Source organism: Marinobacter sp., from assembly GCF_041984545.1.
In the GTDB taxonomy this organism is placed as follows: Bacteria; Pseudomonadota; Gammaproteobacteria; order Pseudomonadales; family Oleiphilaceae; genus Marinobacter.
Map to the genome: position 1 here is coordinate 1 of NZ_JBHIXV010000022.1, position 22,553 is coordinate 22,553.

Below are 22,553 nucleotides of genomic sequence, written 5' to 3' on the forward strand. Positions count from 1 at the left end.
CGTCAGCGATCTTCTTTTGACGCTCCTGCAGTGCGGCCATGATCGGCGGCCACACGTACTTCATGCAGAAGACGACAAAGATAAAGAACGCGATGGCTTGACCAATCATCGTCAAATTAATGTTCACGTCTTCACCTCTCGCCTGTTTTGTTAAGAATCATCTGACCGGGGAAAAGCCCCCGGCTGGCGACTCGATTAACCGGCGATCTGGCCGACAAACGGGTTGGCGAAAGTGAAGAACAGAGCGATACCAACACCGATCATGGTTACGGCGTCCAGCAGACCTGCAACGATGAACATTTTAACCTGCAGCATCGGGGTCATTTCCGGCTGACGCGCAGCGCCTTCCAGGAACTTGCCACCGAGGATACCAAAGCCAATCGCAGTACCCAGGGCACCCAGGCCAATCAGCAGTGCAACGGCAATCGCGGTCATTCCAACTACAGTTTCCATGATAACTCCCAGTTTCAGTTAGGTTTTTCAGTTTAAGGGTTTAGGGTTTAGAACTACGGCTTAATGGTGTCCGATCAGTGACTGTCTTCGTGAGCCATGCTCAGGTACACGATCGTCAACATCATAAAGATGAATGCCTGCAGGGTGATAACCAGAATGTGGAAAATCGCCCAGGGGACAGACAGCGTCCACTGTGCCCACAGCGGCAGCAGTGCAATCAGGATGAAGATCAGCTCGCCGGCGTACAGGTTACCAAACAGACGCAGTGCCAGTGAGATCGGCTTGGCGATCAGGCTCACGCCCTCGAGCAGCAGGTTCACCGGAACAAGAAGGATCTTCAGGAACAGGTTGTCGGAAGAGAAGGGGTGCAGGGTGAGTTCACCCAGGAAGCCACCCACGCCCTTGACCTTCAGGCTGTAGTAGATGATCAGGAAGAAGACCGACAGGGACATGCCCAGGGTGACGTTCACGTCGGTGGTCGGTACTACCTTCATGTACTCGAGGCCCATCAGATGGAACAGCTGGGGCAGGAAGTCCACCGGCACCAGGTCCATCAGGTTCATCAGGAATACCCAGCAGAAAATGGTCAGTGACAGCGGCGCGATCACCTTGTTACGACCGTGAAAGGTCTCTTTCACGCTGTTGTCGACAAACTCGACCATGACTTCCACAAAGTTCTGCAAGCCACCGGGCTGCCCGGACGTGGCTTTCTTGGCGGCCATGCGGAACAGAAACAGGAACAGGACACCGAGCGCAACCGCCCAGCCCAGAGAATCGATGTGCAGGGCCCAGAAGCCCATGTCGGAGGCTTCGGCAGAAGTCCGCGCGAGCGTCCAGGTGGATTCTTCGATTACGGTTCCGTCGGCACGCTCGTAGCCCGCCGGCAGTTTACCGTAGGTGAGGTTCTGGAGGTGATGCTGGATATATTCGGATGCACTTCCTGCCATAACGGTTTCCCAGGTCCAGTTAGCTTTGCTGCGTATTGCTGCCCGCCAGGAGCGGTGTCAACCAGTTGGTGACCAGCATGATCGCAAATGTTAGAAAAAGTGCCGACACATCGATCGGCTGAATCCATTTGAACACCACCGTGAAACCGATGGCGCACAGGATGAGCTTGCCGGCCTCACCCTGGTAAAAAGAACTCATGATCTTTTTGGCAGACCGCGCGCCGGAGTAGCGGAATGCCTTGAGCGCAAAGTAACCGTGGGGGATCAGAAAAATAAGTCCGCCCAACAGCGCTGAATAACCGGACACCTGGCCTCGGAACAGGAGAAACGCCAGGCTTGCGAAGACCAGCATCACACTCTCAACTGCAAACCACCGTGCGATGGGCGGCCGACCAATACCGCCTGAGCTAGCCTTCGTCATGTTCGTTCCGGGAGTACGGTGCCTTTATATACGATGCAGTTTAAAAAGTAAGCAAATACACCGATACGAGCGCCGCAGATTATATGTGTTCAATGTGCACGAATCAACAAAACCGGGCACCGGCGACGGGCCCGAGGCGGGCGTTATGAAGGGCGTTCGGCCGTTTTCGACACAAATAGACACGCGTTCAATTTTTCAACACTACATGTTGTGTGTGCCGACAAATACGAACTTTCGTAGGGGGCCGGACGGCGGATCGAACGTCGACCAATGCAGGTAGACGGTTACTTGATATGGCCCAGGATACCGTCCAGTTCGTCCAGGGAACTGTATTCGATCACCAGCTTGCCCTTGCCCCGCTGGCCGTGATCAATGGAAACCCGGGCGCCGAGCCGCTCGGCAAGGTCGTCCTGGAGTGCGCGGATATTGGGGTCCAGGGCGGCCTTGCTACCGGACTTGCGGTCGGGCGTCTCCTGCTGCACCCGACGCACCAGCGCCTCGGTCTGACGCACCGACAACGATTTGGCCACCACCTGTTTGGCCACCTGCATCTGCAGCTCCGGCGGCAGGGTGAGCATGGCGCGACCGTGGCCCATTTCCAGGTCACCGTGCTCAAGCATGATCCGGACGTCCTCGGACAGCCCGATCAACCGCAGCAGATTGGTGATGGTGGTGCGGGACTTGCCCACCGCTTCAGCCACCTGGGCCTGGGTGAGGCCAAATTCATCCTGCAGCCGCTGCAGGGCAAAGGCTTCCTCGATGGGGTTCAGGTTTTCCCGCTGGATGTTTTCAATCAGCGCCATGGCGATGGCGGCTTCATCGGGCACATCGCGGATGATGGCGGGAATCCGGTCAAGCTCGGCCATCTGGGTCGCCCGCCAGCGGCGCTCACCGGCGATCAGCTCGTAGCGGCCCTCACTGATGGGACGCACCACCACCGGTTGCATCACACCCTGCTGGCGAATCGAATCGGCCAGCTCCTGCAGCGCCGCCGGGTCCATATCACGACGGGGCTGGTAGCGGCCACGCTGGATGAGATCGATGGGGACTTCGCGGAGCTCGCCGTCGTGATCCTTCAGCTCCTGGTCCAGATTGACCTTGGAGCCCGCCAGCAGAGCGCCCAGTCCGCGTTCACCCAATCCTCGTTTTTTCGCCGCCATGGTGTCAGTCATTCTTCCCGTTGAAAATCGTTGTACTTAAGTGAGTGACAGGGCGGTATGTTACACCGCCACCGGCGCGGATGTCTTTTTTGAACCGTGGCGGCGCACCATCTCACCGGCCAGGGCCAGGTAAGCAATGGCGCCCTTGGAGGCGCGGTCGTACACCAGGGCCGGAACGCCGTAGCTTGGCGCCTCGGCCAATCGCACATTACGGGGGATCACCGCCCGGTACACCTTGTCACCAAAATACTCGCTGAGCTGGCCAGAGACATCCAGGGTCAGGCTGTTGCGGGGGTCGTACATGGTGCGCAGGATGCCTTCCACCTGCAGGTTCGGGTTTACTGTTTCCTGGATCTGCTCCACCGTGTTCATCAACGCCGCCAGCCCTTCCAGGGCGTAGTACTCGCACTGCATGGGAATAAGCACGGCATCGGCCGCAGACAGCGCATTGACGGTCAGAAGGTTCAGGGACGGCGGGCAATCGATCAGGATGTAGTCGTAGTTGTCACGAACCGTGTTCAGGGCCAGGCGCAGGCGGTGCTCGCGCCCGATCTCGTTCATCAGTTCCACTTCCGCGGCAGTCAGGTCACCGTTGGCCGGCAGGATATCGAAACCCGAGGCCTCCGCCAGAATGATCGTTTCGGCGGCACTGGCGCGCTTGGTCAGCATGTCGTAGCCAGACAGCTCCAGGCTGTTTTTGTCGACACCGCTGCCCATGGTGGCGTTGCCCTGGGGGTCCATGTCCACCAGCAGTACCCGGCGTTTGGTAGCGGCCAGGGAGGCAGCAAGATTGACGCAGGTGGTGGTTTTACCCACACCGCCTTTCTGATTGGTCACTGCAATCACGCGCGCCATGTCGTGCCTCCTTGTTCGGTATTAGCGGGAATCGGCTGCCCGGGCAACCACCAGCAGATGGCGTTCGCCGTCGGCGCCGGGGACCTCCAGGGAGTGGCTGGATTTTACCTGCCAGCCGGCCGGAAGGGCAGCCACTTCATCATCCGGAAACTGGCCTTTCATGGCAAGGAACTCGCCGCCATTTGCCAGCAGACCGTCGCACCAGTGCACCAGATTTTCCAGGGCGGTAAAGGCGCGGCTGCTGATCTGGCTGAACGGGCGGGAGGGTGTGCAATCCTCGGCCCGGCCGTGGATCACCTGGACATTATCGAGGCCCAGCTCGAGAACGCACTGGTTGAGAAAGCGGGTTTTCTTGCCGTTGCTGTCAAGCAGGGTGAACTGGCGGCCCGGCAGCGTAATGGCCAGGGGAATCCCGGGCAGGCCGCCTCCGGCACCCACATCCAGCAGGTGATCGGTGGTTACCCAGGGCAGGATGCTCAGGCTGTCGAGCAGCTGCCGGGACACCATCTGGCTTTCATCACGCACCGCGGTCAGGTTGTAGGCACGGTTCCACTTGTTGAGCAGACCCAGGAACGCCAGTAGCCGCTTCTGCTGGTCGTCACCCAGGTCCAGCCCCATTATTGCGAGCCCCGTGCTGAGCTGGTCCTGCCATTGCGCGTTGTTCATGGCCGGCGCTCAGGCCGACTGCTTGCGCAACAGGTCGCGCTTTTTCAGGTGCACAAGGATCTGGCTCACCGCCGCCGGGGTCACACCCTGGATGCGGGAAGCCTGGGCCACGGTTTCCGGGCGTACGGTCTTGAGTTTCTGCTTGATCTCGTTCGACAGCCCGCCGATCACGTCGTAGTCCAGGTCCACCGGCAGGGCAGTGTTCTCGTTCCGGCGCAGACGCTCGATCTCATCCGTCTGGCGCGAGATATAGCCCTCGTACTTGATCTCGATCTCCACCTGATCCGCCACCACCGGGTCGCCGGCCTGCTCGGCGCCGATCTCGGCGATGTGGCCATAGGCGATTTCCGGACGGCGCAGCAGCTCGGCCAGTGACTGGTCACGGGTCATCGGCTGTTTCAGGAAACCATTGGCCCGCTCACCCGCGTCGGTGTTCGGATGGATGCGAGTGGATTCCAGGCGGCTGCGTTCGGTAGCGATCGCCTCACGCTTGGCGTTGAACTTCTGCCAGCGGTCATCGTTGACCAGGCCCAGCTTCCGGCCGGTCTCGGTCAGGCGCAGGTCGGCGTTGTCCTCCCGCAGGATCAGCCGGTACTCGGCGCGGCTGGTGAACATGCGGTAGGGCTCGGAGGTGCCCATGGTGATCAGATCGTCCACCAGCACGCCCAGGTAGGCCTCGTCCCGGCGCGGGTACCACTCGTCTTTCTCCTGCGCCCGCAGGGCTGCATTGATGCCCGCCAACAGGCCCTGGGCGCCGGCTTCTTCGTAGCCGGTGGTGCCGTTGATCTGACCGGCAAAATACAGCCCCTGTATGAACTTGGTTTCCAGGGTGTGGCGCAGGTCCTGGGGATTCAGGAAGTCGTACTCGATGGCGTAGCCCGGCCGGGTAATATGGGCGTTCTCAAAACCCGGAATCGAGCGCACCGCTGCCAGCTGGATATCAAACGGCAGACTGGTGGAAATACCGTTCGGATAAAGTTCGTTGGTGGTCAGGCCCTCGGGCTCCACGAAAATCTGGTGCGAGTCCTTGTCGGCAAACCGGTTGACCTTGTCCTCGATGGACGGGCAATAGCGGGGACCAACCCCTTCGATGTTGCCGGCAAACATGGGTGAGCGGTCAAAGCCACTGCGGATGATGTCGTGGGTCTGCTCGGTGGTGCGGGTCACGTAACAGCAGATCTGTTCCGGGTGCTGGTCCCGGCTGCCGATGAACGACATCACCGGGGTGGGGTCGTCGCCCCACTGTTGCTGCATCACCGAGAAATCCACCGAGCGGGCATCAATACGCGGTGGCGTACCGGTTTTCAGCCGGCCGACATTGAAGGGCAACTCCCGAAGGCGTTTGGCCAGGGCGTTCGCCGGGGCATCACCGGCACGACCGCCGGAATGGTGCTGCATGCCGATGTGGATAACGCCGCCCAGGAAGGTGCCGGTGGTCAGCACCACCGTTTTCGCATTGAAGCGGATACCAGTCTGGGTCACCACGCCGGTCACCTGATCGTTTTCCACAATCAGATCGTCCGCCGCCTGCTGGAACAGGGTCAGGTTGGGCTGGTTCTCCAGGGTATGCCGGATTGCCGCCTTGTACAGCACCCGGTCAGCCTGGGCACGGGTGGCGCGCACCGCCGGGCCCTTGCGACTGTTCAACACCCGGAACTGGATTCCGGCCCTGTCGGTGGCCTCGGCCATGGCGCCGCCCAGGGCATCGATTTCCTTCACCAGGTGACTCTTGCCAATGCCGCCGATGGCCGGGTTGCAGGACATCTGGCCCAGTGTCTCAATGTTGTGGGTCAGCAGCAGGGTCTGGGAACCCATGCGCGCAGCCGCCAGGGCGGCTTCGGTGCCGGCATGGCCACCACCAATGACAATGACATCAAAACGGGTCGGAAAATCCACGGTTCACCTCGAACATCGGGCTGAAAATAAGGGGCAAAAACAGGGCGGCGAGTATAACGCCTCACCCGGCAAATTGCAGTGGGAATGCACAAATTTTAACCAGAGGAAGCAGAACTTGAAAGCCGGCCACAGCGCCCGATCGTCCCATGGCCCGGTTTAACCGCCTGTACTGGATAAGTGAAAACCGAAATTTATGCTTTTTCAGAGGCTTGGCTGACTCTTCTCAGAAAACTTTTCAAGAAAGTTATCCACACGTCAGCGGTAGCCCACAGACCCCCTTTAAAGACCATAACTAATTGTTTTATATATAATCCTGAAATTTCATCCAGCGTCTTTCCGGAGGTTTTCCCAGTAATTATCCACAGATTGTGGCTGCCGTAGGCCGGATTCGGGGGTTGGCGCCGATCCGGTGCACAGATTCACCCTTTGCCCCGTACTTCTGCCCTCAATCGGTGCAAAAGTAATCGGGGTCTGGCCGGGCAAGTCGTTCCACGCGCCCTCTGCCCCTTGCTGCCACTAGCCCTGTCCCCTGGTTGGTACGAAATTCGCAGTGTGTTTCGTCTGCACACCAGCATCACGTACGGCCAGGAAGGCTTTAACCGCACAAGCAGTAGAAAGGTTCCTGACCATGAGCAGCGTAGTCCGACTCTCCCGTCGCAGCTCCAGGCCAGACGGCAATTCGCCCGTTCCGGACATTATCCACAGCCACGACTTCAGTTCCGTGTACCAGCCTATTCTGAGCCCCACGCACCAGAAGCTGGTGGGTTACGAGGCACTGGTCCGCGTGCATCAAAACGGCGAGGCGGTTTCGCCGCTGGCCCTGTTCGAACAGGCCGAAGCCCACGGCCAGACGCCCGCTCTGGACCGCCACCTGCTACAGCTGCACCTGGATAACTTTGCCGCCAGCGGCCAGCCGGTCTGGTTGTTCCTGAACATCAATCCGGCCACCTGTATTCATCCGGAGGCATCGCTGGAACGGCTGGCCAGCCAGTGCCAGCAGAGCGGCATTCATCCGGAGAAAGTGGTGCTGGAGCTGGTGGAAAGCGCTTCCGACGACCCGGCCGCACTGCTGGAATTTATCGACAAGGCCAAAACCTGCGGTTTCCAGATTGCCATTGATGATTTCGGCATGGGGGACTCGAATTTCGAGCGGCTCTGGCGCATCAACCCACTGATCGTGAAGCTCGATCGCAGCCTGCTGGTAAACGCCGAGAGTCACAGCCGTGCGCGCATGCTGCTGGAAAGCCTGGTGAAGATGATCCGGGAAAGCGGTAGCCTGGTCCTGTTGGAAGGTATCGAGAACCACACCCAGGCGCGTATCGCCCTGGAAACCGAGGCGGATCTGCTGCAGGGCTTTCTGCTGGCCCGACCTTCGGTGCTTGAAGAACATTCCCAGGAGCTGACCGAGCATCGGCTGCGCACTGTTGTCGCGGATTCCAGCGAGTGGTCGTTACAGGATGTCCGCGATCGGGAAGGCTACCTGAGACTGTTGCGTTTCGAGATCCTCGAAGCCTGCCATTCCCTCAGCCGCGAGCTGCCGTTCGATACCGCCTGTCGCCGGCTGCTGGAGGTGGACGGCGTGAAACGTTGTTTCCTGCTCGACAGCCGGGGCATTCAGCAAGGCAATCTGGCCCGGGCAAACCCGGACCTTCAGCGTGGCCGGTTCAACCCCCTCTACCACTCCGCAGGCGCCTGCTGGTCGCATCGGGAATATTTCCGCAATGCCCTCGAGCGGCCGCAGAGCATCAGCAGTTGCCGGCCCTACGTGGCCCTTCCGGACGCCAAACGTACCATCACGCTGTCTACCATGCTGCCGGGGCAGCGGGTGTTCTGTGTGGATATCCACCCCGATGAGGTGTTTGGCGGCAAAATCACGTTCCCGGCAACACTCTGAACCCGCCCTGGGCGGGCTCAGAAGTCATCGGCGCGACGTTGAGGCGCGGCGGCGACCCCGGTGCCACCGGCGGTACCCGCCGCCTGACGCTCCAGTTCCTTCTCCACCGCGTTGGTGGACTTGGCAAAACGGGCCAGCAGGTTGTAGAGCACCGGAATGATGAACAGGGTCAGGGTGGTCGCGAAAATCAGGCCGCCCAGGATCACCATGCCAATAGCGGCGCGACTCTCGGCACCGGCACCGGTGGCGATGACCAGCGGTACCGCGCCAAAAATGGTGGAAATGGTAGTCATCAACACCGGTCGGAACCGCAGGCAGGCGCCTTCGAGGATGGCATCCCGCACCTCATAGCCCCGGTCCCGGAGCTGGTTGGCGAATTCCACGATCAGAATCCCGTTCTTGGCCATCAGGCCCAACAGCATGATGATCCCGATCTGGCTGTATATGTTCAGGCTGATACCGGCCCACCACAATGCCAGCAGGGCACCGGTCACCGCCAGGGGTACCGAGAGCATGATGATCAACGGGTGGATCCAGCTCTCGAACTGGGCGGCGAGCACCAGGAACACGATGACAAACGCCAGGGCGAAGGTCACGTAGATGGCGGCCGAGGATTCCTGGAATTCCCGGCTCAGGCCCTTGTAGCTGACCCGGGCCTCCGGGGGCAGGTTATCCACCGCCAGGTTGTTCAGGTAAGTCAGTGCTGAGCCCAGGTCGTAGCCATCGGCCAGGGAGGCGCTGATCACCACCGCAGGCAGTCGGTCGATGCGCCTGAGATCCGGATTGGCGCCGATTTCACGAACCGATACCAGCGCCTTGAGCGGAATCAGGCGGCCGCCTTCCCGGGGCCGCAGGAAAATCTGCTCCAGATCCTCCGGAGTTGCCCGGTTGGCATCCTCGGCCTGCACGATCACATCGTATTCCCGGCCCCGGTCGATGTAGGTGGTGACCTGGCGGGAGGCCAGCATGGTCTGGAGTGTCAGGCCGACATCCTCGATGGTGATGTCCAGATCCGCGGCCCGCTCGCGATCAATGTTCACCCGCAGCTCCGGCCGAGTCAGTTCGAAATCGGTGTCGAGGTTCTGCAAATTGGGGTTTTCCCGGGCCCGCTGCACGATTTCCTCGCTCCAGGCCTGCACCGATTCGTAGTCCGGGCCGGCAATCACAAACTCCACGGCCTGACTGAAGCCTCGCTGGCCGAGACCCGGCGGATTCACGGCCACGGTGCGGATACCGGAGACATCGGACAGTTTCTGACGAATCTGGCTGGTGACTTCCTGCTGCTTGATGTCCCGCTCTTCCCAGGGCACCAGGCCCATGATCAGGAACGCGTTGTCCTCCTCATCGCGAAAGCCGACGATGGACAGCAACCGGTTGGCAATGCCCTGATCCAGATAGGGCAGTAGCGTTTCCTCGACCTGGCGCACGTAGTGATCGGTGTATTCCACGGTGGAGCCGCGCGGGGCGCTGGTGGGCATGATGATCACCGCCCGGTCTTCGGTCGGTGCCAGCTCCTGGGGCAGCTTCGGGTAGACCACGACCGCGATTACCAGGCCCACCAGGCCAAGGCCCAGCAGCAGACCGGGCTGGTTCAGGGAAAACTGCAACAGCCGACGGTAACCGCTGGCGAGTCCGTTCAGCACTTGCTCGCTGGCGGCCCACAACCGGTGACCTTCCGCCGATTCCGGACTGTGTTTCAGCCACTTGGAACACAGCATTGGCGCCAGGGTCAGGGCCACCAGGCTGGACACCACCACGGCCGCCGCCAGGGTAAAACCGAACTCCGCGAACAGGCGACCGATGTTGCCACCCATGAACGAAATGGGCACAAACACCGCCACCAGGGTGAGGGTGGTGGCGATAACCGCAAACGCCACCTGCTTGGCGCCGCGGTAGGAGGCCAGCAGTGGCGGTTCGCCTTCGTCGATGCGGCGCTGGATGTTTTCCAACATCACGATGGCGTCGTCCACCACCAGCCCGATGGCCAGGATGACCGCCAGCAGGGTGAGCACGTTGATGGAAAAGCCCAGGAAACCCAGGCCGATAAAGGCGCCGATCACCGCCACCGGAATGGTCACCGCAGGAATCAGGGTCGCCCGCCAGGAGCGCAGGAACAGAAAGATCACCAGGATTACCAGTGATACGGCAATGGTCAGGGTGGTCACCACCTCCTTGATGGAGGCCCGGATAAAGATCGACTCGTCGTAGCTCTCGGCAATGGTGACTTCCGGGGGCAGGGTTTCACGAATGTTATCCAGCTCCGCCCGAACGGCGTCCGAAACCGCCACGGTGTTGGCCTTGGACTGGCGGATGATACCCATGCCGATGGCGGTCTGCCCGTTGGCCCGCAGGCGGCTGACGTCCGACTCCACCCCCATCTGGACATTGGCCACTTCGCCCAGGCGCAGGAGGTCGTTGCCGTTCCTGCGAATCACCAGCTGGCGGAACTCTTCCACGTTGGACAGTCGGCCCTCGGCGCGAACCGTGAAATTGCGGGTGGAAGAATCCACTGAGCCGGCGGGCAGTTCAATGTTGTTGGCACGCAGGGCCCGTTCCACCTCGGCCACGGTGATGTCCCGGGCGGCCAGGCGCTCCCGGTCGAGCCAGACCCGGATGGCGTAGCGACGCTCACCGCCAATCCGCACACTGGCCACGCCGTCCAGCACGGAAAGCCGGTCCGCCAGCACCCGGTCGGCGAAGTCACTCAACTCCGCGCTGTCCCAGACGTCACTGCGCAGAGTTATCCACATCATCGGCCGGGCATCCGAATCCGCCTTCTGAACCACCGGCGGATCGGCTTCCTCCGGCAACTGGTTCGCCACCCGCGATACCGCATCGCGCACGTCGTTGGCGGCGATATCCACATCCCGGGAGGTGTTGAATTCGATACTGGTGCGGGATTCGCCCTGTTCGGTGGAGGATTCGATCGACCGGATACCCTCGATACCACTGATGGCCCCTTCGATTACCTGGGTAATCTGGGTATCCACCACTTCCGCCGCCGCGCCGGTGTAATCCGTGGAGATGGAGACCACCGGCGGATCGATGTCCGGGTATTCCCGCACCGGCAGGCCCAGCAGCGCTGCCAGTCCGAACACCACAATCAGCAGGCTGAGGACAGTGGCGAACACCGGTCGCTTTATGGAAACATCGGAGAGAATCACGGATTACAGCTCCCGCGCAGTAACAAACCGGTTATCAGGAATGGCGTTGGCATCGTCCAGAATCCGGATTCGATCGCCACTGCTGAGACGGTCCTGACCGGTGACAATCACCGGATCCTCCGGCCCCAGTCCGCTCGCCACCTCCACCAGACCCGGCATGCGCGAGCCGAGAGTTACAGAAGTTCGACGGGCGGTGCCGTCGTCCGCTACAAACACGTATTGTTCATCACCGCGCACCATCACCGCCTGCTCCGGTATCACCAGGGCTTCGCGCTTGCGCAGGGTCAGGGTGGCCGACATGAACTGACCGGGCCTGAGCAGTCCGTCGGGATTGTCGATCAGGGCGCGAACCGGCAGCGACCGGCTCAGTTCACTGACCCGGGAACCCAGCTCTACCAGTTCGCCCGAGAAGGCCTGGTCGGGGTAGGCCGGTGAGGTGCCGGTTACCGCCTGGCCCAGGGAAACCGCCCCCAGAAAACGCTCGGGAATGGCAAAACCCAGCTCCATGCGGTCGGTGGTATCCAGCGTGGTCACCGTGGTACCAGCGGTTACGTAGGCGCCGACGCTGATATCACTGAGCCCCACCACACCGGAAAACGGCGCCTGGATGCGATGATTCTCCAGCCGCACCCGGGCCGCCTGACGCTGGGCCTCGGCCACATCCACAGCGGTTCTGAGTTCATCCACCTGGGACTGGGAAATGCTGTTGTTGGAGCGCAGCCTCTGTGCCCGCTCCAGTTGCCGGCGGGCATCAGAGAGCTGGGCCTCGATGACCTGCAGGTCGGCACGGGCCTGGCGATCATCCAGTTGCAGCAGCACCTCTCCCTCGTTAACCCGCTTGCCAGCCTCGAGGTTCAGCCGGACCACCCGACCACTGACCTCGGAGGTCAGTTCCACCGCATTCAGGGCCTGCAGACTGCCCACCGCCTTGACCACATCCCGTACCGTCTCGCGGGTGGGAAGCACCGTGTTGACCGCGCTGGCAGGCCGCTCCCGGGCGCTCATGGCCTGGCCATCGCCGTCGAGATTGCGGTACATCAGGGCACCACCCACGGCAACGGCCACCAGCACCAACGCAATCACACACTGTTTCCACATAGCTTTTCCCGATTGTTCGCCGTCTCAGTCTGTCGAATTGTTCGCTGTCATTTTTTCTGGATCACCAGCACCACCTCGCCCACATCAATCCCCCACTTGCTCATGGTGGTCTCGTTGATCAGGGTGTCCGGCGTAATCAGGTACATCCAGTCGTCCATTCGCACATCCAGGGTGCCATCACCATAGGCCACCCGGAGCACGTAGTTCATGTGGATCGCATTGCCGCGCCAGCGCATGGTACCCGGCTCCACAACGTCACCGGCGTTGGCACGATAGCCCTCGTCGCTCGGGGTCAGGGTCCAGACCCGGGTCTGGACTTCGCCGTCGTTGAAGCGAAATACCTCGTCCAGCGTGCCCACACCCTCGTCATTCCAGGACGCCGTGATGTCGGCGTCGAAGGTGCGGATCACTTCGCCGGAGAAATTCTTGACCACACCGCGGGCGGAAAGTTCGCCGTCAAAGAACTGCTCGGGAACCAGTGTGGGCGTGCGATCTGCGTAATCCTCAAGGGAAGGGCTGGCACAGCCGCCCAGCAGCAGTGCCGACAACGCTACCCACAGTATAGGGGTGGCCGCGTTTTTCGATACCAGGGAGATCAGGCTTTGCATGACTTTTACACTCCTTGCTCGGGTTTCCGGATGGGTTGCAGGCAGGCGTTCAGTGATACGCCCGCGGAAGGTTCGCCGATCATTCCGTGGCCGTAGCCGCCCGACGGCAAAACCGTCATTTCGGCCAATTGTCCATTCTGACATCCGTGCCGGCGGTTTTCGTCAATGGCAGTGGCCGGGGATTGGCGTAAAACAGAAGACAAGCGAGGCCATCAAGATGCGGCCAGCACGCCATTCAGGCATCAGATCAACGTGTAAGAGAGGAATCCGCCATGCCCGTTTACAAGGCGCCCCTGCGCGACATGAAATTTCTGCTCAATGAGGTGTTCGATTATCCGGGCCATTACGCCACCCTGGCCAGCGGCGAGAACGCCACGCCGGATATTGTGGACGCCATTCTGGCCGAGTGCGGGAAATTCTGTGAGGAAGTTCTGAGCCCACTGTACCTGACCGGCGACGAAGAGGGCTGCAAGCTTGAAAACGGCGAGGTCAGCACCCCGGAAGGTTACCGGGAAGCCTATGAGCAATACGCCATCGGTGGCTGGCAGGGCCTCTCGGCACCGGAGGAATTCGGTGGTCAGGGTCTGCCGGCATCCATGGGGTTGTTCAAGCAGGAAATGATGGGCACCGCCAACTGGCCATTCTCCATGTACCCGGGACTGTCCCTGGGTGCCATGAACACCATTTTTCTGCACGGCTCCGACGAACAGAAACAGACCTACCTGCCGCCGCTGACCGAAGGCCGCTGGGCGGGCACCATGTGTCTGACCGAACCCCAGTGCGGTACCGACCTGGGCCAGGTGAAAACCAAAGCCGAACCCCAGGCCGACGGCAGCTACAAGCTCACCGGCACCAAGATCTTCATTTCTTCGGGCGACCACGATCTGACCGAGAACATCGTGCACATCGTACTGGCCCGTTTGCCGGACGCCCCCAGGGGCACCCGCGGCATCAGCCTGTTCATCGTGCCGAAATACCTCCCGGGCGAGAATGGAGGCGTCGGCGAACGCAACGCCGTGGTCTGTGGCAGCCTGGAAAAGAAAATGGGCATCAAGGCGTCGGCCACCTGTGTCATGAACTTCGACGGTGCCACCGGCCACCTGATCGGCCCGGAAAACGAAGGCCTGAACTGCATGTTCACCTTCATGAATACGGCCCGCATCGGCACCGCCATCCAGGGTGTCGGACCCGCCGAGCTGTCCTATCAGTGGGCACTCGCTTACGCCAAGGATCGCCGCTCCATGCGGGCGCTCTCCGGCAAGAAGGAACCGGATCAGGTGGCCGACAGCCTGATCCACCACGCCGACGTGCGCCGCATGCTGCTGACCCAGAAGGCCATCGCCGAGGGCGGCCGGGCCATGCTCTATTACGCCGCGCGGCTGGCCGACCACATGGTGGAAGGCTTTACTGAAGGCGACGAGCAAAAGGCAGAAAAGTACGACGACAAACTGGGCTTCCTCACGCCGATCCTCAAGGGCTTCCTGACCGAGCTGGGTTACGAGGCGGCCAACCTGGGCGTTCAGGTGTTCGGCGGCCACGGCTATATCCGCGAACACGGCATGGAGCAGATCGTCCGGGATACCCGGATTGCCACCCTGTACGAGGGCACCACCGGCATTCAGGCTCTGGATCTGCTGGGGCGCAAGGTGCTGTTGATGACCCAGGGCGGGGCGGTTCGGGAGTTCACCTTCAAGATTGCCAACTTTGCCCGCAAGCACCTGACCGACAAGCGGCTGCGGCCCTGGGCCCTGGAGCTGCTCAAGCTGACCGGCCAGTGGAACCTGCTGACCGTGCGCCTGATGCTGGCGGCCCGCAAGGATCGTGATGTGGTCAGTTCCGCTGCCTACGACTTCCTGATGTACAGCGGCTACGTGACCATGGCCTACATCTGGCTGCGCCAGGCCGCGGTGGCGGTCGATAAACTGGACCACGGCGGCGCTGACTCGGAGAGCTTCTACCAGGCCAAGCTGGCTACCACAGAGTTCTACTTCGAGCGGTTACTGCCCCGTGCCCAAAGCCATGCCTCCAGCATGCTCAGCCCCAGCAAGAACCTGATGCAGCTGGATGCCGACGATCTGGCCTTCACCGGTTAAACGCCCCGTTTTCCGGTGCTTTCCGATCCCGGGCGCGGCCCGGGATTTTTTTGCCCTTGAAAACCCGGGACGCGCCCTTACTTTTTCGCAGGCTTCTTTGAAAAAGACATTAACTATATGAGTTAAATAAGGAAACGGAACAAGCAGACAGGCTTTCGACAATAAAAGAAGGAGGTTCGAATATGGATACTCGTACTGACGACTTTTACCCGACCCGCCTCGAGCGCCCCACCCCAAACTTTGAACGCCTGGATCCCGTTGTCCACAGCACCGGCAAGGACCGTACCGACGGACCTTTGAGTGAAACCGAACTGGCCCAATACGAGCGCGACGGTTTCCTGGTCTTCAACCGATTTCTCGACCCGTCCACTGTTCGCCGGTTTCGCGAGGATCTGCGCGCCTACGAGGAAGATGACAGCATCCTGCGTTCGGAAGGCACCATCACCGAGCCGGGAAAGCAGGAAATCCGTTCAATCTTCGGCATTCACGAGCTGTCTGACCGGTTTGACCAGCTGACGCGGGACCCGAAAATTCTGGCCATGGTGCGCCAGTTGCTGGGCAGCGACGCCTACATCCACCAATCCCGCATCAACTTCAAACCCGGGTTCCATGGCAAGGGCTTTGACTGGCACTCGGATTTCGAGACCTGGCACGCCGAGGACGGTATGCCCCGCATGCGCGCTGTCAGCTTTTCCATCGCCCTGACCGATAACACCCCGTTCAACGGCCCGCTGATGCTGATCCCCGGTTCCCACAAGACCTTTGTCCCCTGCGTTGGCCGCACGCCGGAGGACAACTATCAATCATCCCTGAAAAAACAGGAACTGGGCGTTCCCAACGAACAGGATCTGGCAGCGCTGGTGGACCGCAACGGCATCAAGGCGCCTACCGGGCCCGCCGGTTCGCTGATCATCTTTGAGTGCAACACACTGCACGCCTCGAATGCGAACATGTCACCCTGGCCCCGGAGCAACCTGTTCTTCGTCTATAACAGTGTGGAAAATCAACTGGAAGCGCCCTACTGCGGCAACAAACCTCGCCCGGATTTCCTGGGCAACCGGACCAACACCCGCGCGCTGGCACCGAACGACTCCAGGGATACACGCAAAACCGGCTGAAACCGGCACGTTGCCGGCAAGCCCTACTTGCCGATGCAGAAACTGCTGAAGATCTTGCCCAGGAGTTCGTCCGGCGTCAGGTGGCCAGTGATCTCACCCAGGGCGTCCTGGGCTGCCCGCAGGTCCTCGGCGAGAAGCTCGCCGGCACCAAAACCCTCAAGCTGATCCTGGCCCTGGAGCAGAGACGACCGGGCGCGCTCCAGGGCATCCAGGTGCCGCCGCCGGGCCAGAAAGCCACCCTCGGTGGTGCTGGCAAACCCCATGCACTGCTTCAGATGGTCCCGGAGAATCTCCAGGCCTTCGGCGGATTTGGCGGCCAGTCGGATCACCGGCGCGCTCTGACCGGGCTCGGCGGTGATACCCACCGCTTCACCGGACAGATCCACCTTGTTACGGATCACGGTAACCGGGGCATTGGCCGGTAGCCGGTCGATGAAATCCGGCCAGATTTCGTGGGGCTCGGTGCGGTCCGTAGTGGTGGCGTCCACCATCAGGAGAATGCGGTCGGCCTGGCGGATTTCCTCCCAGGCCCGGGCAATACCGATCTGTTCCACTTCGTCCGGACTGTCACGCAAACCGGCGGTATCAATGATGTGCAGGGGCATACCGTCAATGTGGATGTGCTCCCGCAGCACGTCCCGGGTGGTGCCCTCGATGGCAGTGACGATGGCCGCTTCACGCCCGGCCAGGGCGTTGAGCAGGCTGGACTTGCCGGCATTGGGGCGGCCGGCAATCACCACCTTCATGCCGTCCCGAAGAATGGTGCCCTGCTGGGCTTCGCCCAGGATCCGGTCGAGCCGTGCCAGCAGGTCCTGAAGATCGCTGGCCACCTTGCCGTCCGCCAGAAAATCGATTTCCTCCTCCGGAAAATCGATAGCGGCCTCCACATAGATCCGCAAATGGGTAACCGCCTGCACCAGCTCATCGATCTGACGGGAGAACACCCCTTGCATGGAACGCACGGCGCAGCGCGCGGCCTGTTCAGAGCTGCTTTCAATCAGGTCGGCAATGGCTTCGGCCTGGGCCAGATCCAGCTTGTCGTTCAGGAAGGCCCGCTCCGAGAACTCCCCCGGCCTGGCCAGCCGCGCCCCCTGGGCACAGACTTCCCGCAGTAGCAGATCGAGGATTACGGTGCCGCCATGGCCCTGCAGCTCGAACACATCCTCGCCGGTGAACGAGTGTGGGTTTGGGAAAAACAGCCCGATGCCCTCGTCGATCAGTTCACCCTGCTGGTCCAGGAACGGGCCGTAATGGGCGTAGCGGGGTTTGGGTGTGAAACCGAGCATGCGGCTGGCAATGACGCCGGCCCTGGGGCCGGAGACGCGCACAATGCCAACACCGGCCTGACCCGGCGCGGTGGCAATGGCAACAATGGTGTCTGAAGTCTGGCTCATGGTTTTTCCACCGTCTGAAAAGCACAAAGGCTCCGTAGCGGAGCCTCTGTCAGGTCGGCGAACTGACGGGTGTCAGTGTTTCTTGCCGGCCATTTCTGTCTCGATCTTGCGGGTAATGTACCACTGCTGGGCGATCGACAGAATGTTATTCACCAGCCAGTACAGTACCAGACCGGCCGGGAACCAGAGGAAGAAGACCGTGAAGATCAGCGGCATCAACTTCATGATTTTGGCCTGCATGGGATCCGGCGGCGTCGGGTTCAGGCTCATCTGCAGGAACATGCTGGCGCCCATCAGGATCGGCAGGATGAAGTACGGATCCATCTGGGACAGGTCGTTGATCCACAGCATGAATGGCGCATGGCGCAACTGCACGCTTTCGAACAGTACCCAGTACAGGGCGATGAACACCGGCATCTGCACAAGGATCGGCAGACAGCCACCCAGCGGATTGATTTTCTCCCGCTTGTACAGCGCCATCATTTCCTGGGACATGCGCTGACGATCATCGCCGTAGAGCTCCTTGAGGCGGGTCAGTTGGGGAGCAACCGCACGCATTCGTGCCATGGAGCGATAGCTGGTGGCCGAGAGGTGGAAAAACACGCCCTTGACCAGAACCGTCAACAGGATGATGGCGACGCCCCAGTTGCCCACCAGACTGTGGAACCACTCAAGAATGATGAACAATGGCAGGGAAATGAAGAACAGCCAGCCAAAGTCAACGGTACGGTCGAGATTGGGGGCCATGTTCTCGAGGCGATCAATGATTTTCGGTCCGACGTAAGCTCGGGCACCCACTTCCGCGGTTTCGCCGGGGGCCACAGTGGTCGCAGGATAGACAAAGCCCATCACGTAGTTGGAGCCACGACGGGTGGTCTGGAACTGGGCCGGGACATCCCGCTCCGGCACCCAGGCCGACAGGAAGTAGTGCTGCAGGAAGGCCAGCCAGCCGTTGGTGATCGACTGGTTGATGCGGGTTTCCTGCAGATCACTGAAATCAAACTTTTCGTAGGGATCCTCCGGAGAGCTGATGACCAGGCCAAGGAATGCCTGGATACCCATGCTCGCCTGGGAGGTGGGATCCGGTGACTGGTCCCGCACGATCTTGCCGGTAAAGTTGGCCTGCCAGGGCTGACCGGACTGGTTGTCTACCAGGTAGCGAACGTCAATCTCGTAGCTGTTGCGCTCAAACTGGTAGCGCTTGGTGATCTTGACACCGGATTCGGTGGTGAACGTCAGGTCCACCTGAAGCTGGTTTTTGCCGTCGGCCAGGGTGTAGCTGGTCGAGGCGCTTTCGTACACCGGTGCCGAGCCGCTGTTCCGGCTATCGGGGCCATCCCGGCCAATCAATCCACTTTCCAGCACGTACAGACGGTTCTGGGTATTGTTCAGAAGCGTCAGTGGTGCCTCGCTGTCCAGGGTCTTGTCGTAGTTGAGCAGTTGCGCCCGGACCAGATCGCCACTGACCCGGTCAATCACGAGATCGAACACATCGGTGGTGACCTGGATGTATTGATCCTCAACCTCGGTTTCAGAGGGCTCGGACGCCGCCAGCGTCTGGCCGGATTCAGGGGTACTGAATTCCTCTGTCTGGCTGGCCTGCCCGGTGTTGCCCTCCGGGAGCACCATATCATCTGTCGCGCCGTTATCGGCGCCTGATTGGGCCTGTACCGATTCGGTTACCTGGGCGGTTTGTGGCTGCTGGTGGTAGTCCTCATTCCAGGCGAGCACCATCAGATAACTGACAATAGCCAGGCCGCCAAATAATACGATGCGTTGAATATCCATAGAGTTACTGTCTGGTCTGGGTTGTTGTGTAAGAGTGGTCGGTATGCCCGCAGTGAGTCCCGGCCTGGTGCTGTTCTGATGTCCCGGTGCCGGGCACCGGATCGTAGCCACCCTGGGCCCAAGGATGACACCTTAACAGACGGCGGATTGCCAGCAACAATCCTTTCGCCGCACCGTGCTGGTTGATGGCCTCAATCGCGTATTGGGAACAGGTTGGGTAGTGGCGGCAATGACTGGCCATCAGGGGACTGATCGCATACTGGTAGACGCGAATGGGCAGAAGCAGCAGCTTGCGCATTACCCCGTTCCTCGACTGGCACCCTGGGAGGAAGCCGTAGCGGATGGTTTTGTCTGGGCGTGTTTTTTCCTGAGTCGGCGCCAGAGATCGTCGACTGATGTCCGGATGGCGGGGTTACCCAGAGCGGCGAGACCCTGTCGTCCGAGGACTACGATATCAAGGGCTGGCAAATCGGTCTGATGCCTGAAGCTTTCCCGGATGTGGCGCTTGATGCGGTTTCTCTGGACCGCAAGTTTCAGGTTCTTCCGTGAAAAAATCAGACCGATCCTGGCGTGGCCGAGAGTATTGGGCGTTGCCAGGACCAGAAAATTCCGGTGTGGAACCTTCAGTTCCACATTGTTGAAGACTTTGCCGTAATCAGCAGGTCGCAGTAGCCGGTGCGATTTCGGGAAACTCAAAGCCTTCATAAAGGCACGCTGGTCTTATGCAGACAGACGTGCGCGGCCCTTGGCACGGCGACGGGACAGGACCTTGCGACCGTTGGCAGTGGCCATACGGGCACGGAAACCGTGAACGCGCTTACGCTTCAGGACACTAGGTTGAAACGTTCTTTTCATGGTGATGATCTCACAATTCGTCAGTTGGGTGTTCGGTTGCTGGCCGGAAAATGTACAGCCAAAACAGGAGCGGCATTCTATGCAAATACCGGTGGGAATTCAATGGCTATCGGTAGGGGGTTTTGCGGAGGCGATCGGATGGCCGGAACAGGCAGGCCGCTAATAAATGTTGTAGGTCTTTTTAGAATTCTTTTAAGGATTAATTATTACTGTTATTAGCACAGCCTGTTTCTGTGGGTAACCAGGAAAAACGTCTGAATAACAGAATCTTGAGCCGTTGACAGGTGCTTTGAAAACTGGCCGTGAGCTCTGTGGACGAAGCCGGGGCGAAATGTGAAAAAGTCGGGTCTGTGATCCCGGGGCGAGTTATTCAGGGTTGGGTCCAGTGTTTGCCAACAGGGTTGACCCCTGGCTGCACACAGGGGCTTGTGAGTAACTCTGGTGCAACATTTTTTCTGTACACAACCCTGTAGGTAAGTTCGCAAAGTATTGAAAACTATATTTTAAAATTTCCACAGGCTGTTTATTAACGCGGTTTGACTCTTTCACTGGCGGGCCCGGCGGGTTAGAATTCGGGGTCATCTCACAGGACAGGACGCCCCTTGTCCGGGGAGACATTTCTGGATTATCGGGAGCAGGCTGTCGTGCCGAACAGTATGTGGCATCAATGTCTTGAAGTTCTTAGGGATGAGTTTCCCGCACAACAGTTCAATACCTGGTTAAGGCCATTGCAATCCGATCACCGGGAGGGCCAGCTGATGCTGTTCGCGCCCAACCGGTTCGTCATGGACTGGGTGAACGAGAAATACCTGCGTCGTATAGAGGAAGTCCTCAAGGACCTGAACGGCGGACAGGCACCTCGAGTGAATATGAAGGTGGGCTCTGCCCCGAGGGAAAGTGAACCCGTCGAGCGCTCGGAAGCGCCGGCCCGGGTTAATGGACAGGTTCACGAAGAGACCGGCAGCCAGGTAACCGAGGAAGAGAAAGGGGTCGCCGCAACGGTGGCGGGACCTGCCTCGATCAAACCCAAGAGCAGCGCTGACCGGCGGCCCGTTCAGGTGGAAGGGGACATCAAGCACCAGAGCTTTCTGAACGAAGGTTTTACCTTTGAGACCTTCGTTGAGGGCAAATCCAACCAGCTGGCCCGGGCCGCGTCCATGCAGGTTGCGGAAAATCCCGGCGGCGCCTACAACCCGCTGTTCCTGTACGGTGGTGTGGGCCTGGGTAAAACCCACCTGATGCACGCCATTGGCAACGAGATCGTGCGCCGCAATCCCCGGGCGAAAGTCGCCTATCTGCGGTCTGAGCGCTTTGTGGCTGATATGGTCAAGGCGCTGCAGTTGAACGCGATCAACGAGTTCAAACGGTATTACCGGTCGGTGGATGCCCTGCTGATTGACGATATTCAGTTCTTTGCCCGAAAGGAACGCTCCCAGGAAGAGTTTTTCCACACCTTCAACGCCCTGCTCGAAGGCGGCCAGCAGGTGATTGTGACCTGCGACCGGTTCCCGAAAGAGATCGTGGACATGGAGGAGCGGCTCAAGTCCCGGTTTGGCTGGGGGCTGACAGTGATGGTAGAACCGCCGGAACTGGAAACCCGGGTTGCCATCCTGATGAAAAAAGCCGACCAGGCGAATGTGAAACTCAGCAGCGAAGCGGCGTTTTTTATTGCCCAGAAAATACGATCGAACGTTCGAGAACTCGAAGGCGCGCTGCGTCTGGTGATAGCGAATGCTCACTTCACCGGTTCCGAGATCACCCCGCCGTTCATCCGGGAAAGCCTGAAGGATTTGCTGGCATTGCACGAAAAGCAGGTCAGTATCGACAACATTCAGCGCACGGTGGCGGAGTACTACAAGATCAAGGTGGCGGATCTGTTGTCCAAGCGTCGGACCCGTACCGTAACCCGACCGCGCCAGGTGGCGATGGCGTTGTCGAAGGAACTGACCAACCACAGCCTGCCGGAAATCGGTGACGCGTTTGGCGGTCGGGACCACACCACCGTGTTGCATGCCTGTAAGAAGATCGTGGAGTTGCAGGAGACTGACCCCAGCATCCGCGAGGATTATCAGAATTTTATGAGGTTGCTGACCACCTGATGCCGGGCGTCGGCGAACAACATTCACCCTTCCAACATCAAGAA

At 60.1% G+C, this 22,553-nt stretch carries 19 protein-coding genes and 1 pseudogene; 4 read left to right on the plus strand and 16 right to left on the minus strand.

Annotated elements, in window-relative coordinates:
* The 8 genes and pseudogenes from ACFC20_RS11440 to mnmG form a co-directional block, all read right to left on the minus strand.
* Positions 1-127 (minus strand): annotated as a pseudogene (locus ACFC20_RS11440) (F0F1 ATP synthase subunit B); the annotation flags it as partial.
* Between the two features lie 68 nt (positions 128-195).
* A complete protein-coding gene (gene atpE / locus ACFC20_RS11445) occupies positions 196-453 on the minus strand; it encodes a F0F1 ATP synthase subunit C (protein ID WP_012138088.1) in 258 nt (85 codons plus the stop codon).
* Positions 454-527: 74 nt separating this feature from the next.
* Complete coding sequence (atpB, locus tag ACFC20_RS11450) at positions 528-1,400, minus strand: F0F1 ATP synthase subunit A (protein WP_091989162.1); 873 nt, start codon at positions 1,398-1,400, stop codon at positions 528-530.
* Positions 1,401-1,419: 19 nt separating this feature from the next.
* Positions 1,420-1,821 carry an ATP synthase subunit I gene (locus ACFC20_RS11455; protein WP_375193131.1) on the minus strand — a complete coding sequence of 134 codons (402 nt, stop codon included), beginning with the start codon at positions 1,819-1,821 and terminating at the stop codon, positions 1,420-1,422.
* 284 nt (positions 1,822-2,105) lie between these two features.
* Positions 2,106-2,981: a ParB/RepB/Spo0J family partition protein gene (locus ACFC20_RS11460; protein ID WP_375193132.1), complete on the minus strand. Its 876-nt coding sequence runs from the start codon at positions 2,979-2,981 to the stop codon at positions 2,106-2,108.
* 60 nt (positions 2,982-3,041) lie between these two features.
* Positions 3,042-3,836 (minus strand): ParA family protein, encoded by a 795-nt coding sequence (locus ACFC20_RS11465; RefSeq protein WP_091989170.1) that lies wholly within the window; start codon positions 3,834-3,836, stop codon positions 3,042-3,044.
* Between the two features lie 21 nt (positions 3,837-3,857).
* Positions 3,858-4,502, minus strand: coding sequence for a 16S rRNA (guanine(527)-N(7))-methyltransferase RsmG (rsmG, locus tag ACFC20_RS11470; protein WP_375193133.1), 645 nt, complete (start codon positions 4,500-4,502; stop codon positions 3,858-3,860).
* Between the two features lie 9 nt (positions 4,503-4,511).
* Positions 4,512-6,398, minus strand: a complete 1,887-nt coding sequence (mnmG, locus tag ACFC20_RS11475) for a tRNA uridine-5-carboxymethylaminomethyl(34) synthesis enzyme MnmG (RefSeq protein WP_375193134.1) — start codon at positions 6,396-6,398, stop codon at positions 4,512-4,514.
* Positions 6,399-7,026: 628 nt separating this feature from the next.
* On the opposite strand from mnmG, the gene ACFC20_RS11480 reads away from it, so the two are divergent.
* Positions 7,027-8,292, plus strand: coding sequence for an EAL domain-containing protein (locus ACFC20_RS11480; protein WP_375193135.1), 1,266 nt, complete (start codon positions 7,027-7,029; stop codon positions 8,290-8,292).
* A gap of 17 nt (positions 8,293-8,309) precedes the next feature.
* On the opposite strand, the gene ACFC20_RS11485 is transcribed toward ACFC20_RS11480, so the two are convergent.
* Genes ACFC20_RS11485 through ACFC20_RS11495 form a run of 3 tightly spaced genes read right to left on the minus strand, consistent with a single transcriptional unit; the run spans position 8,310 to position 13,162 of the window.
* A complete protein-coding gene (locus ACFC20_RS11485; RefSeq protein ID WP_375193136.1) occupies positions 8,310-11,456 on the minus strand; it encodes an efflux RND transporter permease subunit in 3,147 nt (1,048 codons plus the stop codon).
* Positions 11,457-11,459: 3 nt separating this feature from the next.
* Entirely contained in the window at positions 11,460-12,554 is a 1,095-nt protein-coding gene (locus tag ACFC20_RS11490; protein WP_375193137.1) for an efflux RND transporter periplasmic adaptor subunit, read from the minus strand.
* A 47-nt stretch (positions 12,555-12,601) separates the two neighbouring features.
* Positions 12,602-13,162 carry a DUF3833 domain-containing protein gene (locus tag ACFC20_RS11495; RefSeq protein WP_091989187.1) on the minus strand — a complete coding sequence of 187 codons (561 nt, stop codon included), beginning with the start codon at positions 13,160-13,162 and terminating at the stop codon, positions 12,602-12,604.
* 272 nt (positions 13,163-13,434) lie between these two features.
* Here ACFC20_RS11495 and ACFC20_RS11500 point away from each other — a divergent pair, with 272 nt between their 5' ends.
* On the plus strand, positions 13,435-15,255 hold the full coding sequence (locus ACFC20_RS11500) for an acyl-CoA dehydrogenase C-terminal domain-containing protein (RefSeq protein WP_375193138.1): 1,821 nt from the start codon (positions 13,435-13,437) through the stop codon (positions 15,253-15,255).
* Between the two features lie 182 nt (positions 15,256-15,437).
* Entirely contained in the window at positions 15,438-16,373 is a 936-nt protein-coding gene (gene thpD, locus ACFC20_RS11505) for an ectoine hydroxylase (protein ID WP_375193139.1), read from the plus strand.
* Positions 16,374-16,396: 23 nt separating this feature from the next.
* Here thpD and mnmE read toward each other — a convergent pair whose 3' ends face one another.
* From mnmE to rpmH, 5 genes are all read right to left on the minus strand, one after another.
* Positions 16,397-17,767 carry a tRNA uridine-5-carboxymethylaminomethyl(34) synthesis GTPase MnmE gene (gene mnmE, locus ACFC20_RS11510; RefSeq protein WP_375193140.1) on the minus strand — a complete coding sequence of 457 codons (1,371 nt, stop codon included), beginning with the start codon at positions 17,765-17,767 and terminating at the stop codon, positions 16,397-16,399.
* Positions 17,768-17,839: 72 nt separating this feature from the next.
* Positions 17,840-19,555 (minus strand): membrane protein insertase YidC, encoded by a 1,716-nt coding sequence (gene yidC / locus ACFC20_RS11515; protein WP_375193141.1) that lies wholly within the window; start codon positions 19,553-19,555, stop codon positions 17,840-17,842.
* Positions 19,556-19,559: 4 nt separating this feature from the next.
* Entirely contained in the window at positions 19,560-19,853 is a 294-nt protein-coding gene (yidD, locus tag ACFC20_RS11520; RefSeq protein ID WP_375193142.1) for a membrane protein insertion efficiency factor YidD, read from the minus strand.
* Positions 19,853-20,260, minus strand: coding sequence for a ribonuclease P protein component (rnpA, locus tag ACFC20_RS11525; protein WP_375193143.1), 408 nt, complete (start codon positions 20,258-20,260; stop codon positions 19,853-19,855). Before rnpA ends, yidD begins: the two co-directional genes overlap by 1 nt.
* Before the next feature lie 15 nt (positions 20,261-20,275).
* Positions 20,276-20,410, minus strand: coding sequence for a 50S ribosomal protein L34 (gene rpmH, locus ACFC20_RS11530; protein WP_008940054.1), 135 nt, complete (start codon positions 20,408-20,410; stop codon positions 20,276-20,278).
* A gap of 644 nt (positions 20,411-21,054) precedes the next feature.
* Between rpmH and dnaA the strand changes: the two genes are divergently transcribed.
* Positions 21,055-22,509, plus strand: coding sequence for a chromosomal replication initiator protein DnaA (dnaA, locus tag ACFC20_RS11535; protein ID WP_375193144.1), 1,455 nt, complete (start codon positions 21,055-21,057; stop codon positions 22,507-22,509).
* The last annotated feature ends 44 nt before the right edge of the window (positions 22,510-22,553 follow it).

Excerpts from the sequence above, each read along its gene's own strand:
- yidC (WP_375193141.1), bottom strand. The coding sequence starts at position 19,555 with ATGGATATTCAACGCATCGTATTATTTGGCGGCCTGGCTATTGTCAGT.
- yidD (WP_375193142.1), bottom strand. The coding sequence starts at position 19,853 with ATGCGCAAGCTGCTGCTTCTGCCCATTCGCGTCTACCAGTATGCGATC.
- rsmG (WP_375193133.1), bottom strand. The coding sequence starts at position 4,502 with ATGAACAACGCGCAATGGCAGGACCAGCTCAGCACGGGGCTCGCAATA.
- ACFC20_RS11490 (WP_375193137.1), bottom strand. The coding sequence starts at position 12,554 with ATGTGGAAACAGTGTGTGATTGCGTTGGTGCTGGTGGCCGTTGCCGTG.
- atpE (WP_012138088.1), bottom strand. The coding sequence starts at position 453 with ATGGAAACTGTAGTTGGAATGACCGCGATTGCCGTTGCACTGCTGATT.
- rpmH (WP_008940054.1), bottom strand. The coding sequence starts at position 20,410 with ATGAAAAGAACGTTTCAACCTAGTGTCCTGAAGCGTAAGCGCGTTCAC.
- thpD (WP_375193139.1), top strand. The coding sequence starts at position 15,438 with ATGGATACTCGTACTGACGACTTTTACCCGACCCGCCTCGAGCGCCCC.
- rnpA (WP_375193143.1), bottom strand. The coding sequence starts at position 20,260 with ATGAAGGCTTTGAGTTTCCCGAAATCGCACCGGCTACTGCGACCTGCT.
- ACFC20_RS11480 (WP_375193135.1), top strand. The coding sequence starts at position 7,027 with ATGAGCAGCGTAGTCCGACTCTCCCGTCGCAGCTCCAGGCCAGACGGC.
- ACFC20_RS11465 (WP_091989170.1), bottom strand. The coding sequence starts at position 3,836 with ATGGCGCGCGTGATTGCAGTGACCAATCAGAAAGGCGGTGTGGGTAAA.
- ACFC20_RS11455 (WP_375193131.1), bottom strand. The coding sequence starts at position 1,821 with ATGACGAAGGCTAGCTCAGGCGGTATTGGTCGGCCGCCCATCGCACGG.
- ACFC20_RS11500 (WP_375193138.1), top strand. The coding sequence starts at position 13,435 with ATGCCCGTTTACAAGGCGCCCCTGCGCGACATGAAATTTCTGCTCAAT.
- mnmE (WP_375193140.1), bottom strand. The coding sequence starts at position 17,767 with ATGAGCCAGACTTCAGACACCATTGTTGCCATTGCCACCGCGCCGGGT.
- ACFC20_RS11460 (WP_375193132.1), bottom strand. The coding sequence starts at position 2,981 with ATGGCGGCGAAAAAACGAGGATTGGGTGAACGCGGACTGGGCGCTCTG.
- atpB (WP_091989162.1), bottom strand. The coding sequence starts at position 1,400 with ATGGCAGGAAGTGCATCCGAATATATCCAGCATCACCTCCAGAACCTC.
- ACFC20_RS11495 (WP_091989187.1), bottom strand. The coding sequence starts at position 13,162 with ATGCAAAGCCTGATCTCCCTGGTATCGAAAAACGCGGCCACCCCTATA.